14 protein-coding genes, 1 pseudogene and 1 riboswitch are annotated in these 17,714 nt (G+C 56.3%); of the genes and pseudogenes, 13 read left to right on the top strand and 2 right to left on the bottom strand.

Features of this window, described 5'->3' with window-relative positions:
* Positions 1-156: 156 nt before the first annotated feature.
* The 5 genes and pseudogenes from M516_RS0117825 to M516_RS0117805 all read left to right on the top strand — a co-directional run bounded on the left by M516_RS0117825 (position 157) and on the right by M516_RS0117805 (position 4,826).
* Positions 157-414: a DUF6366 family protein gene (locus M516_RS0117825; RefSeq protein ID WP_193746991.1), complete on the top strand. Its 258-nt coding sequence runs from the start codon at positions 157-159 to the stop codon at positions 412-414.
* A gap of 146 nt (positions 415-560) precedes the next feature.
* Positions 561-2,002: pseudogene (locus M516_RS23865) on the top strand (aldehyde dehydrogenase family protein).
* 102 nt (positions 2,003-2,104) lie between these two features.
* Complete coding sequence (locus M516_RS0117815; RefSeq protein WP_029100320.1) at positions 2,105-2,425, top strand: hypothetical protein; 321 nt, start codon at positions 2,105-2,107, stop codon at positions 2,423-2,425.
* 346 nt (positions 2,426-2,771) lie between these two features.
* Positions 2,772-3,608 carry a hypothetical protein gene (locus tag M516_RS0117810; RefSeq protein ID WP_029100319.1) on the top strand — a complete coding sequence of 279 codons (837 nt, stop codon included), beginning with the start codon at positions 2,772-2,774 and terminating at the stop codon, positions 3,606-3,608.
* Positions 3,609-3,611: 3 nt separating this feature from the next.
* Positions 3,612-4,826 carry a glycosyltransferase family 2 protein gene (locus M516_RS0117805; protein ID WP_029100318.1) on the top strand — a complete coding sequence of 405 codons (1,215 nt, stop codon included), beginning with the start codon at positions 3,612-3,614 and terminating at the stop codon, positions 4,824-4,826.
* A 56-nt stretch (positions 4,827-4,882) separates the two neighbouring features.
* On the opposite strand, the gene M516_RS0117800 is transcribed toward M516_RS0117805, so the two are convergent.
* Together M516_RS0117800 and M516_RS23860 are read right to left on the bottom strand one after the other, a co-directional pair.
* Positions 4,883-5,353, bottom strand: coding sequence for a hypothetical protein (locus tag M516_RS0117800; RefSeq protein WP_029100317.1), 471 nt, complete (start codon positions 5,351-5,353; stop codon positions 4,883-4,885).
* A complete protein-coding gene (locus M516_RS23860) occupies positions 5,343-5,798 on the bottom strand; it encodes a hypothetical protein (RefSeq protein ID WP_051188287.1) in 456 nt (151 codons plus the stop codon). Before M516_RS23860 ends, M516_RS0117800 begins: the two co-directional genes overlap by 11 nt.
* Before the next feature lie 757 nt (positions 5,799-6,555).
* Between M516_RS23860 and M516_RS0117785 the strand changes: the two genes are divergently transcribed.
* The 8 genes from M516_RS0117785 (at position 6,556) to M516_RS0117745 (ending at position 17,534) form a co-directional block, all read left to right on the top strand.
* Positions 6,556-8,349, top strand: coding sequence for a methyl-accepting chemotaxis protein (locus tag M516_RS0117785; RefSeq protein ID WP_238551007.1), 1,794 nt, complete (start codon positions 6,556-6,558; stop codon positions 8,347-8,349).
* Between the two features lie 158 nt (positions 8,350-8,507).
* Complete coding sequence (locus M516_RS0117775) at positions 8,508-9,461, top strand: aldo/keto reductase family protein (RefSeq protein ID WP_029100315.1); 954 nt, start codon at positions 8,508-8,510, stop codon at positions 9,459-9,461.
* A gap of 249 nt (positions 9,462-9,710) precedes the next feature.
* Positions 9,711-10,856 (top strand): copper amine oxidase N-terminal domain-containing protein, encoded by a 1,146-nt coding sequence (locus tag M516_RS0117770; RefSeq protein WP_029100314.1) that lies wholly within the window; start codon positions 9,711-9,713, stop codon positions 10,854-10,856.
* Between the two features lie 344 nt (positions 10,857-11,200).
* Positions 11,201-12,151, top strand: coding sequence for an accessory Sec system S-layer assembly protein (locus tag M516_RS0117765; protein WP_029100313.1), 951 nt, complete (start codon positions 11,201-11,203; stop codon positions 12,149-12,151).
* Positions 12,152-12,252: 101 nt separating this feature from the next.
* Positions 12,253-13,218 carry an SLAP domain-containing protein gene (locus M516_RS0117760; protein ID WP_029100312.1) on the top strand — a complete coding sequence of 322 codons (966 nt, stop codon included), beginning with the start codon at positions 12,253-12,255 and terminating at the stop codon, positions 13,216-13,218.
* 56 nt (positions 13,219-13,274) lie between these two features.
* Positions 13,275-14,258, top strand: coding sequence for an SLAP domain-containing protein (locus M516_RS0117755; RefSeq protein WP_029100311.1), 984 nt, complete (start codon positions 13,275-13,277; stop codon positions 14,256-14,258).
* A 229-nt stretch (positions 14,259-14,487) separates the two neighbouring features.
* Positions 14,488-17,043, top strand: coding sequence for a S8 family peptidase (locus M516_RS0117750; protein WP_029100310.1), 2,556 nt, complete (start codon positions 14,488-14,490; stop codon positions 17,041-17,043).
* A 26-nt stretch (positions 17,044-17,069) separates the two neighbouring features.
* Entirely contained in the window at positions 17,070-17,534 is a 465-nt protein-coding gene (locus M516_RS0117745) for a hypothetical protein (protein ID WP_029100309.1), read from the top strand.
* A gap of 53 nt (positions 17,535-17,587) precedes the next feature.
* Positions 17,588-17,688, top strand: a riboswitch (SAM riboswitch).
* Positions 17,689-17,714: the final 26 nt, after the last annotated feature.

The following is a 17,714-nucleotide window of genomic DNA, read 5'->3' as shown; positions in this document are numbered from 1 at the left end:
GTTTTTTGGACATGATTCCACCTCCTCATGGTTTGCTAGTTTATTTTATGAACGACAGCGAAAGATGCTTGGACGAACCATCACTGCCAACTACCTATTTGCGTATGGATCGGGACACAAGAAGGAAATAGAAGGCGACCATGCTGTTGGGGGGTGTTGGCAGCGGAACAAGGAACTGAACGGCTTGAACTGGGTGCCGGGGCCACCCCGATTCGCTGTGCGGAGGAGATGAAAATGGTAGACCGCGATCAGCAGGAAAAAGACGAATACCGGAAACATCCGTTCACAAATCTCAAGGACTCCATTGATCGAACGCAGATGGGAGACTTACACTCTCTCAGCAAACTGGGCTGTTGGCCAACAGTGGTGATCATCGTCGTTGGGATCATCCTTTTCCTGTTATCCAAATACTAGATACGAGGGTTGAAGGACAGATCAGCTTAGGTGAAAAACCAATGTCGGGGTCAGTCAAGATTTTTGCGTGATGCTGCGAACGTCCGGAATACTTCTGTACCCGCCTGCCAAATACTAACATTACCAGTGGTACAGGAGGATCGAGGATGGCAACTTTCAGCGTCTGGAACAAACAGTTTATCGCAGGAGAATGGCGGGAAGGCAGAAGCAAAGATTCCTACGAAGACAAAAACCCTTACAATGACAAAACGCTGGTACACATTCGCTTGGCAAACCTCGACGACATCAACGACGCCTACGAGTCAGCCAAACGGGTCCAAAAAGAGTGGGCACAGGTAAACCCTTACGAGCGGTCCCGCATCATGGAAAGAGCGGCGGAACTGCTCTCCCAACGGCGTCAGGAATTGATTGACATCATCACGACGGAAACAGGAAGCTCCGTGGTGAAAGCCAATGTGGAAATTGATTTTGCCATGGCCATCATCAAAGAGGCAGCCACATTCCCCATACGGATGAGAGGACATATCCTGCCGTCCCTGATTCCGGGAAAAGAGAATCGAATCTATCGAAACCCGGCGGGTGTCGTAGGGGTGATCAGCCCGTTCAACTTTCCGTTTTACCTGTCCATGCGTTCCGTCGCCCCTGCCTTGGCGACAGGGAACGGCGTGGTGCTCAAACCGGATTCCCAAACGATGATTGCCGGCGGTCTCTATATCGGCAAACTGTTTGAAGATGCGGGCATTCCCAAGGGACTGTTAAACGTCGTGGTCTTCAACACCGGTGAAATCGGGGATGCGTTTGTGGAACATCCGATTCCGCGCATTATCTCATTTACCGGTTCTACGCAGGTGGGAAGACATATCGGAGAGCTGTGCGGACGGAATTTAAAACGGGTCGCGCTTGAACTGGGCGGCAACAACGCCATGATTGTCCTGGCGGATGCCGATGTGGAAAAGGCGGCGGGAGCGGCGGCATTTGGCAAGTTTATGCATGCGGGACAGATTTGCATGGCCATCAATCGGGTGATTGTTGATCAAACGATATACGAGCCGTTCCAAAAGCGAAAGCGATCCCGTGCGGCGATCAGTCAAATCCTGAGACGATTATCGGTCCGCTGATCAACGCGAAACAGGTGAGCCGAATCCTCGCCCTGATCGAAAAGAGCAAGAGCGAGGGAGCCAAGGTGGCGCTGGAAGGGAGCGTCAACGGAAACGTCATGAGCCCGTTCGTTCTTCGGGACGTTACCAACGAGATGACGATCGCCCAGGAGGAAATTTTCGGGCCGGTGGCGTCCGTGATCGCCGCGAAAGATGAAGAAGATGCGATCCGCATTGCCAACGACAGCCCTTATGGGTTAAGCGGCGCGGTATACGGGGGACGTCTTGAACATGCCGTTGAAGTGGCCAAACGTATTGAGACAGGCATGATTCACGTCAATGACCAAAGCGTCAACGATGAACCCATTATTGCCTTCGGTGGCGAAAAATCTTCCGGGTTGGGCAGGTACGGAGGCGAGTGGGCGCTTGACGAATTCACCACGGTCAAATGGGTTTCCGTCCAAATCCAGGACCGGACCTATCCCTTCTAGTTCGCTTCCGGGCGTGAAGAGGAGAGCCGCCTGCAGGTGAACGGACACTCGTCAGGTTTATCCTCCGGGAGATAAGGGTATGTGCAGGAGAGAGGTGAGATCATGGAACTGCACATACCCAATCCCAAAACGCTGCAGAAGGAACGCGCCAAGGATTTGATCGAGGAAGTCCTGGCGATGAAAAATTCAGCCGATAGATTGACCGTGAAACAGTTCATTTCCATTCTGAACGAACTGCTGCGAATAAAGGTGGTCGTTTCGCCGGTGTCGGAAGTGATGATTTTCGTTTCACAGAAGAAGCCCGAGCTGTATCACGCGGCAAGACTGGCCATCTCGCATGCAAGCCATCTGAAGCTGCTTTTTGAAATCAGAGGGGATGCCGCATTGGCCGAAAAACGGTTGCTGGCATTTGTTCGGGAATAGGAATCGGACGAGACAGCAGTCACTCGGGGAACCAGTGGCTTTTTCTTTTTCGTCATCGCAACATCCTCGTGTTCCTGATCACTTATCCACATTTTGTGCATAACTCTGTTGGTAAATGTGTGAATACTTTTATTTTATGCGCAATCATTTAGTTGACAAAGAGGTAGAAAGGAACGCCTAACGGGACATGCCTGTTTAAGCGTCCCTGTATGTTTTTTGTGGTGTTCCTGACCGGAAACATATCCGGAATCTTGGTGGCATAAATTGTTGATAGCCCATATAATTGACGTGGTGCCATAATACGAACAGTATGGTTTCGAAGTCATAATATCGGGAAGATCACATCATGAAACGAAGTGTCAGTGTTGCCGTATTAACGCTGATTCAACTCATGCTGGCGGTTTGGCTTGCCATGTTGGTGCCTGTGGGCGTCGCATGGCTTGTTTTGGCCGCCGCTGCCCTGCTGTACGGGCTTTTCCTGTTCTTGTCCCCACTCCGCTCCTTCACCTTGCTGGTCGCCGTCATCCTGCTCCACGCATTTTCAGCCGTGGCACAGGGATGGAAATTCGGGTGGGACGTCGGTACGCAATTTCAGTCCATCGTTCTTCAGCTTGTGGTGTTGGGGCTTGCGGCTGCGTCATGGGCGCAGGCGGCCGAGCTGCGCAGGTGGGCGCGTCAATACGAGGAAGCGCAGCGGCAGATTGCCGCTCTCCGCAAAATGGACGAGGCGGTGTCTGTGCTGAGTGCAAATGAATTCAAAGACCGCTTGAAAGCGATCGTGGTCTCTCTGCGCCGGCGAAACGAACCGGGCGTGATCATTTTTGTGTCCATTCCTTCATACGTTGTCGGGTTTGGAGGCCGGCGCTACACGCCGGAAGCTGTGCTGCAGGTGGTCGGAGAGACGGCGGTGGCGTCCGTGCGCGACCAGTTTGACATCGTGGGACGCATTTCGCCCTCGACCATCGCAATCGTGCTGCAGCGCTGCGACCGGGAAGGGGCCCATCGGGCGCTGCGGCGGTTTCACTGGCTGCTTCACCGGCAGCGAAGGCTTCGCGCAGACGCGGTCATGTCGTGGGTGTGCGTCGAAGACTTGTCCGTGTTCCAGGGCTGGCCTGCGGTGGAGGCCCTGCTGGAAGAATTCGGTGCGGATGACGCCGTATCCGTGCGGCGGAGAGGAGGCTGACCCGTGTCGGTTGTCCTGCTCGTCATTGCGGCCATGTTTTGGCTGCTGCTTCTCTATTATTCGGTGCTGTGTGTCGCCGGTCTCGCGTTCCGATCGAAAGCGGCTCCGTCCCCTTCGCTTGACGAATACCCCAGCGTCGCCATCCTGATCGCGGCCTACAACGAGGAAAAGGTCTTGGCCCAGACGCTGGATGCCATGGCGAGACTGAAGTATGACGGTCCGCTGACGGTGTATGTGCTGAACGACAATTCCTCCGACGCCACCGGGGACATCGCCGACTATTACGCGTCGATGTTTTCCCACATCCGGCATGTCAAAGTCCCCCCGGGAACGCCGAAGGGAAAGGGGCGGGTGCTGAGCTACGGTCTGACGCTGGCGCGGGAGAACTACATCGCCGTGTATGACGCCGACAACCAGCCGGAACCGGACGCCCTGCGCCTGCTGATCGAGGCGGCCGTGCAGACGCCGGGGGCGGTAGGGGCCGTCGGCTACGTGAAGACCCTGAACGCGGAGAAAAACTGGCTGACGCGAATGATCGCCCTGGAGTTTGCCGTCTTCCAACTGCTGATGCAATGTGGGCGCTGGCATTTGTTCGGATTGGGAACGCTGACCGGAACCAATCTGGTGGTGGAGCGCGAGGCGCTTGTCGCCGCTGGCGGCTGGGATTCGTCCGCCCTGGCTGAGGATGCCGACCTGTCGATCTCGCTCGCGGCCCTGGGAGGGAGGCTGCCGATTGTGCCGCAGTCGCGCTCATGGGAGCAGGAGCCCCAAACATTCGCGGTGTGGCTGAGGCAGCGAACGAGATGGATGCAGGGAAATCTGCAGTTGATCGGAAAAATGTTCGAAAAGCCGGCGTGGCGCGAGCGGCACGTTGTTTTGCACGCGGCTCACATTTTGTCCATCTACATCGTGTTTGCGGCGGTCCTGTTCATTTCCGATGTGTGGTTCCTGTTGGGCGTGCTGGGGATTGTCCACACGTCGTACACGGTCCCCCTGCTCCTGCTGTGGTTCGAGACGTGGCTGATCTACGTGATCCAACTGTTGAGCGCGGAAGTGGCGGACGGCATGGCAAGTCCCGTCAATCTGGCCGTCTCCTTTGTCATGTACTTTACCTATTCGCAGTTGTGGATGTTCCTGCTGGTGCGCGCCGCTGTCCTGGAGTACAAGCGTCGGCGCATGAACGTGGAACCGGTGTGGGACAAGACCGTCCGGTTTTAGCGGCAGACCTCGCCGGTCGTCACAAGGAAATCGTGTCTTCGTACATTCGCCCTTTGTCAGTCACCGACGAAGGGCGTTTTTGTTTTCAACCGGGACAACTGTGATCCGGGCACGACAAATTCGAATTCCTGATGAACATGGGAGGAAGTAGAATGTTCTTCCACGTGAACCGCGCACACCCAATGACCCGGATGCAGCGTGGTTCTCGCCTCAAAACGACCGCTGCCGCGGTTTGTCACCTCTACCTGTTGGGGTGTGGCATCTCCTTTTTTCCAGAGTTCGAACCGCACGTTCGTGCTGCTTCCGGCTGCAGGAATGTGAGCGGTCAAGATGACGTCCCCGTCCGCGAGCGTCCGGGTGTCGAATGCCACCTCCATCTTGTGATCGCCGTGATGGTGTGCATGTGTGTCCGATTGCTGTCCGTCATGGGGCGAGGACCCGTTTGGATTCCACGGGAAGAAGAACACGGACAGTGAAACGACAACCAGCAGCGATACAAACATCCATGCCAATCCCTTATTGTTCATGGGAAGAATCCTCATTCTTCGTCTGTTCAAAATGCTCTTCTTCTTCCTGTATCAGAAAAAAGAACAGCAGGACCATGAGACCAAAGATGATGTCCACAAACCAGATCATCGGTGCGGGGACCGTGAGCATGTTGCCAAACATCGCTCCCATCATGCCCCCCATCAATCCGGCGAGCATTCCGTCCATGGCCGCCATCAGGCTTACCGGTTTGCCCGTCAAAAACCCTACCGCGATTCCAACGGCAGCGCCGATAAAAGTCGGCAGGTTCATATCCGGATAAAGCCAAATCCCCAACAGCAACCCAATGGAAAGACTGGATACCATGGCCAACGTCATCGCCATCATCATTCCGGTCATGCAGCGAATCTTGTTCCGACGTCGGTACGCATGGAAGACGCAATACAGTGTCGTAAGCAAAACGAACAACAAATGAACCGTTATCATATGTTCCCTCCCTGCGGCTGGCAACATGGGGCCTGTATTACTGTATGTCCAAAAAATCACCCCCGACTGGACTGATACGGATCGACCAACAAATTGGACGTTCTCCTCGCATGGAAACACGCCCCATCCCGTTGTGCACGATTGTCCACACGATTTCGGAAGAAGCTGAATACCTTGTATCAGAGATTGCGGATAGAGGTGATCACCATGAAGAGAAAACGCCGCTGCGGCTGCTGCAGATGTCGCAAGTGCACGTGCAAGGTTTGCCGATGCTGTCGTTGTCAATGACGTTACACGCTACACGAAGCCGGGATGTCTGAAAAAGCGCGATGGGCTCCTTGCCCTCGCGCTTTACAAATGGAGGGAACTGATTGAGACAAAGATAAAGCCCCCCCAGGGGGAGCCATGTGACGGTTAACGCCGATGCATCATCTTCCGATGGTGATGTGCCCGCATACGGTGAAAATGTTCTCGTTCCGCGAACCGGTGATGCAGGATGCGATTGTGCTGATGAGTCATTTTTAACGCCCGAAAGTGTTCCGCCATCCGCAAGTGATGCCGCCATCTGCTTCGATGGTACGCAGTGTGATCCATAACCCTTCCTCCTTTCCTTGTGCTACTTCATGCTATGGAGACCGTTTCCAACGTTCTTATACATTCGTACATGGGAACCAAAAATGTGCAGCAGAAACAGCCCTTTGCCTGGGAACCCGGATGGAGGAGGAAACGGCTCGCATGCCGGAGGGCATTGACCATCATGCGTTCTCGTGGTAGTTTGATACTATCTAATCCTTGGCATTTTTTCCTATCGAACAAGGTCGTGAACGAACAGTCTGAGACGCAAGTCCCTATCAATCGGAGGAGTACAGACATGAAATGGACGATTGGCAGAAAAGTAACCGCCGGATTTTTATCAGTCGCGCTTCTTTTGGTAATGGTGAGCGGCCTGTCTTTTTACTTTCTCAAGAAAGTGGACAGCTCGTATTCTGATCTCATGAACCGAAGAGCCATCATCCTCTTGAACGCGAAGAACATTCAAGTGCACGCGACCCAATTGAACAGCAGTTTGCGAGACTATTTGTTGACCCAAAATGCAGAAGCGATGGAAAAAGTGGAGGATGCAAGCAAGCAGTTGTCGGCATTGGTCTCCACCTCCATGGGACTGGCCGATACGCAGGAAACCAAGGTTTCCCTGAGCAAGATCGAACAACTGAACAAGCAGTTTCTAAAATCGAAAGATCTGATTGTTTCGGCAGCGAAAGAGCAGGCCCTGGACTTTGCCACGACCTCTTTGTTTCCGATTTCACGGGATATTCGAACGATCGCGGACCAGATCAGTGAACGACAGCAGCAGCTCATGACCCAGGCCACCCAGGAAAACGCCGCGATGGTAAACGGAGTGGTGACAACCGTGTCGATGATCAGCGTGATGGCAGTCATCCTGGCGATTTGCATTGGCTATGTGGTTTCCAGACTGATTGCGCGACCCGTTGTGCAGCTCGCGTCCTCGGCCGAAAAAATTGCGTCAGGCGACCTGACAGAGGACGATCTTCATGTAACAAACAGAGATGAGATCGGGGAACTGGCTCATTCCTTTACGGTCATGAAAAACAATTTGCGCGGCTTGATTCAGCAAGTGCGCATCAACGCTGAACAGGTGGCAGCCTCCGCTGAAGAGCTGACAGCCAGTGCTGAGCAAACAAGTAAAGCCACGGAGCAAATCGCTGCCACCGTGCAGGCAGTCGCCTCAGGCTCCGAGCAGCAGGCCTCCAGCGTAGGCCAAAGTGCCCAGATTGTTCAGGAGATGGCGCAGGGAATCCAACAAATTGCGGCCAACGCCCAGAAGGTATCCGCCTCTTCCGTACAGGCAGCCCAGGTGGCGGAGGAAGGAAATCGGGCGATCCAAACCGCCAGCGATCAGATGGGGTCGATTCACGACAAGGTGAACGACCTGGCAGCGGTCATCAAGGAATTGGGCGAACGTTCCATGGAAATTGGTCACATTGTGCAAGTGATTACCGACATTGCCTCCCAAACGAATCTGTTGGCGCTGAACGCAGCCATTGAAGCGGCAAGAGCGGGTGAGCACGGCCGGGGATTCGCAGTCGTTGCCGATGAAGTGCGGAAACTTGCGGAGCAGTCGGCGGCGTCTGCGAATCAAATCAACGACGTCATTTCGATGATCCGCGGGCAGATGGAGAAAGCGGTCGCTTCCATGGATCAGGTAAAGGACGAAGTGAGCGAAGGAATGGACGTCGTGACCCAGGCGGGAACGTCATTCGCGCACATTCAGCGTTCCGTGGATGACGTTGCCGTTCAGATTCAGGAGGTATCCGCCAGCACGCAGCAGATGTCGGCGTCTGTGGAAGAAATCGTGCAATCTATCACCTTGATCCGGGAAGTGGCAAATGAAACAGCCGCAGGAACGCAGAATGTGTCTGCCGCTGCGGAAGAACAGTTGGCCTCCATGGAAGAAATCTCGTCTTCGGCCCTGGCTCTCTCTCAAATGTCTGAAGACCTGCAGAAACTCATTTCGCGTTTTCGGGTGTAGGGAAACAGGGTGGAAAAGGACCTCATCGCTATGGGTGAGGTCTTTCTGTTGAGTTTGCCTCTTGACATCTTGAAGCGCTCGGACAGCTTCGTGATAAAATAGAGAAGGAGTCGCGGCAGCTACCCGCTTTTCGAATACTTTCTCGGGAGGGAACGAAGATGAATTACCGTCGTCTCGGAAACTCGGGATTGAAAGTGAGCGAAATCAGCCTGGGAAGCTGGCTGACGTACGGAGGCTATGTCGGCAGGGAGGAGGCGATCTCCACCATCGACAAGGCCTATGAACTGGGAATCAACTTCTTCGACACAGCCAACATTTACATGAACGGGGAAGCGGAGAAGGTGGTCGGTGAGGCCCTGCGGAAGTATCCCCGCGAGTCGTACGTGTTGGCGACCAAAGTCTGGGGACCGATGGGCGATCGACCCAACGACCGGGGATTGTCCCGCAAGCACATCATGGAACAGTGCGAAGCGAGCCTGAAGCGGCTCGGTCTCGATTACATCGACGTGTACTACTGCCACGCCTTCGACAACGACACCCCCATGGAAGAGACGCTGCGGGCGATGGACGATCTCGTCCGGCAGGGCAAGGTGCTGTATGTCGGTATCAGCAACTGGACAGCGGCGCAAATCGCCGAAGCGGTATCGATCATGGACAAATACCTGCTGCACCGGATCGTGGCGAATCAACCGCTGTACAACATGTTTGCAAGAGAGATTGAGAAGGAAATCATTCCGCTGTGCGAGAGAAACGGCATCGGACAGGTCGTCTATTCGCCGCTGGCGCAGGGCGTGCTTGCCGGCAAGTACCGAACGGTGAATGATGCGCCTGCGGGCAGCCGGGCGTCCGACAAACACGGCAATCAGACGGTGAAGTCGTGGCTGAAAGAGGAGAACCTGCGCAAAGTGGAGCGATTGCGTCCCATCGCCGAAGAACTGGGGCTTTCCTTGGCTCAGCTTGCGTTGGCCTGGACGCTGCGCCAACCGAACGTCTCCAGCGCGATCATCGGAGCGAGCGTGCCCGAGCAGGTGGAACACAACGTGAAAGCCTCCGGGGTGACGATTCCGGACGAGACGCTGGCCACAATCGACGAGATTCTGGAACAGGCATGATGCCATTACCCGGCGCCGCTGCGGAACGGGTGAAACGGGCGTTTCCGCCCAGAAGAAGCCGGTCGGCACTTGGACAAAAAAGGGACATGTCACACCTGCATAGCGGCAGCCTCACTCAGCAAGCTCCATTTCCGTGGGGCTTGCTGTTTTTATAGCCGGATCCTCTTTTCCCCTATCAAGTTCCCACCGATTTGCCGATATGGTAAACAGAGCACGTATTACTTCTGGTGCAAGCGGGAGGGACATACGATGAAAAAATGGCTGTCTGCAAGTTTGGTGCTCACCCTGCTGGCCTGTACGCCTCTGGCCGCCGTCCATGCGGAAAAACCGGTAAAAGAAGCCCAAAAAGGGAACGGTGGCGGTCAAGGGGACAAAGACGACAAGGGAAAGGGCAAAGACAAGGGAAAACCGGATAAGGACAAAAAGAACGGGAAAGAAAAGGAGAAACCGGACAAGGACAAGCCTACCGGTTCGACCGCGGAAGGCGGTTCCCCACAAGCAAAACCGGGGCGGGAAGCCCCTTCTCAAACGGAATCACCTGCTTCCCAAACGCCTTCCACGGAGTCACGCGCGGATGGAACGGCCCCGTCTTCCAAAAATGAAGCCATCCAGCAAGCTGTCAAGACCAAGAAGGAACTGATCGAACTGCGTCAGCAGTTGAAGCACGTCAAAGAGGCAACGGAAGAACTGAAAGCGAAATACGAAGAGCTGACCAGGATGCTGGAGCAGCAGTCCGAACTGAAGCAGGCGCTGGACGTTCAAAAAGAACTGCTCAACCGCTTCTATAAACCGGGCGATCAGAAACTGTTCGACAAGTTGGGCGAACTGTACGAGAAAACGGGCGACACGTCGCTGAAGACGTTTGTCAATGGAAAAGAAGTCGTGATGGACACCGCCCCGTTCGTGGAAAAGGGACGCGCTCTGGTGCCTGTGCGTGCCATCGGCGCTGCGCTGAAGGCCGAGGTGAAGTGGAACGGGGAGACCCGCACCGTCGAAGTGGTGCGCGGCGACAACAAGATCACGCTGTATCTCGATTCCGGTGAAGCGGAAGTGAACGGGGAGAAGATCAAGCTGGAGACCCCGCCGGTGATCAAAAAGGGCCGCCTCTTTTTGCCGCTCCGTTTTATTGGGGAAACGCTGAAGACAAAAGTCGGTTATCAGCAGAAAGGGGATCTGATCATCATCGAGGATGGCAGCCTGACGGGAACCGACGATATCGACACCACACCGGAGACACCGGCAACAAGCGGAGAAGGGGAAGAAGCAGCGCCCACACCGGCAGCAGACGCGAGCGAAGCGTCAAACACATCGGAATCCGCTGCCTCGGAAACGGCACCAACCGGCGAGGCTTCCGAATCGGCCGGCTCCGACACACAGACGGTGACGACGCCGTAAAGACAACAACCTGAGTCGAAACGAGAGGGCGAACCATACGCAGGTTTTGCCCTCTCTATTTGTTTTAGAAGGCACCATGCCCGAATCCAACGCGCTCCATTTCTTGACGGGACGAAACCGCACAGGTATTCTAACAGGGATTGCCGATCCGCGATGAAGATCGGCACGCGATCTCCGTGACCGCCAGGACGGCGCCTGAAGCCATTCGGCGAAACCGTCAAAAGCCTTGAACGGATACCAAGTTTTCGATGTTGCATTAAGGGCTCACTGTGCTATAGTGGAGTACGAACAGCATCTCTATATTCCTTTACATATAGATGTAGAGAAAAGTTGGGAGAGACGTTATGTTATCCTTTTTGAAAAACATGTTGGGGAAGACGCCGACGCCGGAAGATGTGAAACAGCAGGTGCAGGAGGAGTCGGTATTGCCGGCAGCCGATACCGGCGTGTCCGAGAAGGCACCGGAGCGGAAAGAGACGGAGTCCAAGGCGGCTGGCGTGACCACATCCCTGTCGCTGCATGAGTCGTGGGAAAAGCGGCTGAACATGCAGGAGAAATACGCGTTGTCGTTTATGGCACAGGAACTGCCGCCGCTGGAGGAGGGGAACATTTCCCTGGCCGGCATTTCGCTTGTCCCGCACGACGACGGCGTTCAGGTGACGGCTTTCCTGCGCAACGGCACCAACCGGCCCCTGCGCCTGGGAGAGATGCCGCTGGTCGTTTTGTTTGGGGATCAGCAGTTGTTTACCCGACAGACGTTTGACCTGGGAGAGCTGGGCGAAATTCCGCCGTACGCGGCTAGGCCGTGGACGTTTGTGTTTAAGCGGGAGCACTTCCTGCAGGTAAATGTCCTGCTCACCAACTGGAAGATCGCGTTTGAGCTGGCGCAGAAAAAGATGGTGCTGCCTCAGCAGTTGGAACTGGAAGAGTCGTGGATCAAGGCACTGACGGACGAGCAGAAACAGTCCCTGATCGAACTGGCCAAACGGCTGCCGCCGCTAAAGGAAGGGGAAGTCAACATCCAGAGCGTTCAGCTTCGCCGGGCGGAGGACGGTGCGCTGCACGCGATGCTCTTGATCCGCAATGGGTCGACGCAGTCGCTGTCCATCGAGAAGCTGCCGCTCGCCCTTTACGACGCGGCGGGAGACAAGGTGGCGGAAGGGCTGTTTGAACTGGGCGGATTGACCGTCAACGCCAATACCAGCAAGCCGTGGATGTTTATCTACCCCAAAGAAAGCGTGTTGAAGGATGACGCGGACTTCTCTCGGTGGAAGGTGGGCGTGCCGCAGGGATAAGGCGGCGTTCAATCGTCCGCGGCCATTTGACCCCGCCTGCAGAAAAGTCTTATCATAGAGAGAAGCTTCATTTGTGCTGCGGTCAGGAGAGGAGGATGCAGATGTTTTCCTTTTTTAAGAATTGGCTGAACAAGGAGCAGGGAAAAACACGCTCCGTGGAAGAGTTGAAAAAAGACATTCAGGAAGATGCGGCTGTCGATTTTGCCGAGCTGAGCGAACAGGAGGTGGAGGTTGAAGCTGGAGAGGCCGTACCGGCTGCGGAGGCCCGGAACCAGAAAGTGCGGACGGACCTGTCCCTTCACCCGGCCTGGGAGCAGCAGTTGGACAACGAGAAAAAGTACACCCTCCGTTTTCTGCAGGCACAACTGCCGGATGTGCCCGCCGGAAGCATCAGCGTGACCGGATTCAGCCTGATTCCGAATCCGGAGGGCCTTACTGTGGCGATGTTTGTCCGCAATGGTCTGGACCGCCCCGTGCGGTTTAAAGACATTACCCTGGCGATCTATCTGGACGACAAGCCGTTTGCTCGTCAGCGGGTTGATCTGAGCGGAATGGGATCGATTCCGCCGCGCAGCAGCCGTCCGTGGGAGGTCTTCTTTCCGGAGGGCACGTACCTGCATGAGAATTTCAGCTTCACACGCTGGAAAGTGATGATGAAGGCGCAGGCCAACCCTTACGTCTGGCCCAATCATCTCGACCTCGACCCGCAGATGGAAGCACGCATGACTGAACGGCAAAAAGACCGCCTGGAGCTCTTGATCCATTCGCTGCCGCCGATTGAGGCCGAATCCGTAGAGGCTACCGGATTTGACATCGGCTGGACGAAAAAGGGAGAACTGGTGGTGGCCGTGCTGTTCCGTAATGGCTTGCCGGTAGACTATCGCCCGGATCAATTGAAGATTACCGTTTCCGACACGGAGGGCGACGTGGTCGCAACCGGGGTGATAGACGGCAGCAGCATTCGGGTCCGTCCGGGGACCAGCCGTCCGTGGCTGTTTGTCTTCCCGGCAAATGCGGTGAAAAAGCCGAACGCCAGCCTGAAACGATGGGTGTTGGAGGTTACCTGACCGCCCCTGCATCTGCTACCTGTGATCCGCCGGTCGGGAAATGAGGAGGTTTTGTCATGAGTTGGTTGCTGGAAAACTGGTTTGGCTCCAAAGAGAGCCTGGAGCAAGTGCGTGAAGAGGTGCACAAGCACCTGCAAAAGGAGTTTTACCTGGGCGTGTCCGGGATCGACAATCCGGAGCAGTCGTCCAATCGCATCCCTTCCAAGGAAATGATCCTGAGCCTGCACGGCCCCTGGGGCGATAAGCTGGAGGAGCAGGAAACCGAGCTGCTGCAGTACATCCACGACGAGCTGCCGCCTGTGGTGCGGGATGAAGTGGGGATCTTCCCGTTTTTTACCCAGGTGACGCAGGAAGGGTACCTCGTGCTTACCTTTATCCGCAATGCCACCAGCCGCAGCATGCTGTTTCAGCGGCTGCCGCTGAGACTGGTGACGCCGGACGGAAAAGTCGTCGCGCGCAAAACGTTTCATCTGCTGGAGTTTGGGCCGATCGGCGACAAGTCGAGCCGCCCGTGCGAGTTCCTGTTCCCGTGGAGCGAGTTTGACGACCTGCCGGATAAGGAAGTGCCGCTCACACTGGAGTACAAGAAACCTGAGAAAACAGCCGAGCATCCGGAAATGCTGGGCGGAGAGCTGACCGAAGAGGAGCAGCAGCAGTACCGGGAAAAGGCGGCTGCTCTGCCGGTTGAAGAAGGTCTGGTGGACCTGCAGGTGCTGGACATTACGGAAGGAACCAACAACGGCCTGAAGGTGGTCGTGCTGTTCCGCAACGGGCTGAACAAGCGCCTGGAGTTTACGGAAGTGCCGATTATCGTGCACGACAAGGCAGGAGATGCGGTAGCCCGCGTCCACTACACGCTGGAAAACTTGAAAGTGGAAGCCAAGGGCAGTCGGATCTGGGCGTTTGAAATCCCGGCGACGTCGATCAAGAAAGAAGGCGTGAAAGCCGCCGATTGTACCGCTTTCATCCCCAAGGCCAAACAGCAGAAAAAAGAGCAGGCTGCATCCGAAACCTCGCAGCCGAAGGGCTTTTTGCAATAACGGAACGTTTCAGGGAGACCCCCTTTTGCCGCGGCGGAAGGGGGTTCTGCCGTTTGCCGGGTATGTCGTCAGCGTTCCAAGAATTGGATTGACAGGGTTGCGTTTCGTCCATTTATTCCGCTATGCTAGATAGATAGAATGAAGAGAGAAGGGCATGTGACCCGCCACTACCTGCATTCCTTGTGTTTCGCCGGCATGCGGAAACAGGGGAGGAAGGACTGTCATTTTCATGAGGAGAGTTATCATATTGGGGCTTGTGGTCGCCATCGGACTGACAGCCGCTTTCGCGAACGTCAGAGCCGCTGCAGCGGCCGGAATTACATCGGACCGGTACATAAACAACCAGACCCACCTGAAGCAGATCAAGGCGGACCAGGCGTGGAAAACGGTGAACAGCAACAATTCCATCATCATCGCCGTCTTGGATACAGGGGTGGATGCCAACCATCCCGATTTGAAAGGGAATGTGCTGCCGGGGTTCAACCTGGTGAATCCGGGCAAGTCTCCCTATGACGACAGCGCAAACGGACACGGCACGGCGGTGGCAGGCATCATCGCGGCCAGGGGAAACAACGGCATCGGGGTGTCCGGGGTGCTGTGGAACGCCCGCATCCTGCCGATCAAGGTGCTGGACAAATACGGCCAGCAGGACAGTATTGACGTGGTGGCCAAGGGAATACACATGGCGCTGGATCGGGGGGCCAAGGTGATCCTCATGTCGGTCAGCAGCATGTCGTACTCCAAAGCCTTGACGGAGGCGGTCCAACGGGCGGAAGCGAGCGGAGCGGTGCTGGTGGCGGCCAGCGGCAACGAGAGCGACCGGGTCGCCTATCCGGCCGCTTATCCGACCGTCATCGCCGTCGGGGCGGTCAAAAGCAACAACGAACCGCTGTACGAGTCCAATTCGGGGCCGGAGTTGAATCTGGTGGCACCCGGCATGAACGTGTACACCACCAAGCCCGGAGGCAAATACGGCACGTTGAGCGGCACATCGGCCGCCGCTCCCCAGGTGGCCGGGGCCGCTGCGCTTGTGCTGGCACGCCATCCCGGCATGTCGCCGTTCGATGTGCGGCAGCTCCTGTACCAGACCGCCACCGATCTCGGCGAGCGCGGCTGGGACCGGCGAACGGGCTACGGCCTGCTCAATGTCTATCGGGCCGTCCGAACCAATCCCTCGACGGATTTTCACGAGCCGAACAACAGTATGGGACAAGCCAGTCCGTTTCCCATCGAGTCGCAGATTCGCGGCCGGCTCAACCCGTCCGACACGATCGACTGGTACAAGATGGATATTCCCTACGACGGAAAAGTGACGTTGAGAGGTTCTGTCACCACATCGATATCGTCCCCCATGGCCGCCACGTTTTATTCGGAGAATCGCACGCCGGTCACGTATTACATCGGCAACGGCGATACCCTGACGGTTCCGGCCAAGGCCGGACGGATGCTGATCAAACTGCAGCGAAGCGGCGGGGTTAACGCGTTTACCTACGTGCTGACCAGCTCGTTTGCGATCAACCCGGACCGCTACGAACGAAACAACAACATGGATACGGCGCGTCCGCTGGTCGGGAATCAGATCAGCGTGACCGGCAATTTTCACGAAGAAGGCGACCAGGACTGGTTTTCCTACTACGTGCGCGAGTATGGCCGGCTGAACATTACCGTTACCCCTGACACCAAGCGGATGGATCTGAACATGCGCATCGGCAAACAGGGGCAGGGATGGGAAGAGTACGACACCGGGGACCGGGACGACCCGACCGAGCGGGCACAAAAAGAGGTGTCGCCGGGCAAGTACTACATCCGGATCAGCGAGTACTGGCGCAATCAGGTAAACGGGGAATACCGGCTGGATTTGACCTACACGCCGGTTCGCAAGGACGTCAACGAACCCAACGATACGTATCGCCAGGCGTCTCATCTGGCCAACGGCACGCTGATGACGGGCACCTTGCCGACCCATACCGACTCGGACTGGTTCCAATTTACCGTCGATTCGGAATCCTACGTCAGCGTTCGCGCGCCGTTTGTCCCCGTGTCCAGGGGGATGCGCATCGAGATCTACGGGTCCCAAACGTTCAATTATGCGCTGGCCGCTACCGACCAGGTGGCCCAGTTGTCCGATCAGGGCAAGGAAGTCATCGGATTGAAGCTCAAGCCCGGCAGGTACTACATCCGATTGAGCAGCGCGGTTTCGTTCAAATACGACGCCTACCGCCTCACGCTGCACAAGGAAAAGCTGGTGGACGGCTACCGCGACATCGCCACTCACTGGGCCCGCTCCGACATCGCCCGGCTGACTCGAAAAGGGGTCGTCAAGGGCTTTGAAAACGCCACGTTCCAGCCCAACCAGCAGGTGACGCGGGCACAGTTTGCCACCATGCTGATCCAGGCCATGCGGGCCAAAGGGCTGCCGGTGGGGTCGTACACGGGCCGCAATCCGTTCGGCGACCTGTCCAGCTCCCATTGGGCGTACCAGTCGCTCTTGAAGGCTTATCAACTGGGTATTTTGCAGGGGTACCCCAACCGGACGATCAAGCCGAACCAGCCCATCTCCCGGGCGGAGATGGCCCAGATGGCAGCCCGCGCCCAGAACCTGCTCTTGTACAAGCACAGCAGGTCTTCGTACCGTGACGTACCGACCAGCCACTGGGCGTCTCCGGCCATTGAGGCGCTCACCTCCAGAGGCTGGCTGAAGGGATACGGGAATCTCTTCAAGCCGCAGGGACGCGCGACCCGGGCCGAGGTGGTCGTCCTGTTGGCCAGGGTCTATCAATTGTGATCTTCAGAAAAGGAGAGGACATCGAGATGAACAAAGCGACAAAAGGATTGCTTGCAGCCGCGGTAGTCGGCACGGCCATTTTTGCTTCCCAGGCGATGGCTGACGGCGGAAGCGCCGGCGTGCCGGGTTCCGCAGACGACCCGGTCGTGACGAAGAGCTACGTCGATCAGCAGATCCAACGAGCGCTGGGCAGTGGAGGCGGCAGCGGGACCAGCGGATTGACCGTGGTGGAGCTGTATCCGGGCCAGACGCTGTACGGCTTTGAAGGGACGGAATTCATCGTCCGCACCGGACAGGTGCAGGCTGTCGCCGGCGACAAGGGAGACGGTCTGACCGACATTACGGAGGGGGCGGATCTCCGTGCCGGTGCACCGGTTTCCCACAACCACCTGCTCCTGATCGCCCGCTCCGACAACCGCGGATTGCGGCTGGACCCGAACTACGGCGGCGTGGCCTACATCATGGTGCGCGGCAAATACGAAATCCGCTAAGTGCATATTGACACCGAAGAGAAAAACCAGTATCCTATTATCCGTAATGGATACTCTTATCCAGAGCAGGCGGAGGGACTGGCCCTATGAAGCCCGGCAACCGACTTGAGCGGTGCTAACCAGCAGAACGGATATCTGTTCTGGCCGATAAGAGGTAAGGAACGCATCAAAACAAGCACC

This window comes from Brevibacillus thermoruber 423 (assembly GCF_000454065.1).
Taxonomy (GTDB): Bacteria; Bacillota; Bacilli; order Brevibacillales; family Brevibacillaceae; genus Brevibacillus; species Brevibacillus thermoruber.
Note: the sequence above shows the minus strand (reverse complement) of the source record. Positions and strands in the feature narration are given on the sequence as shown.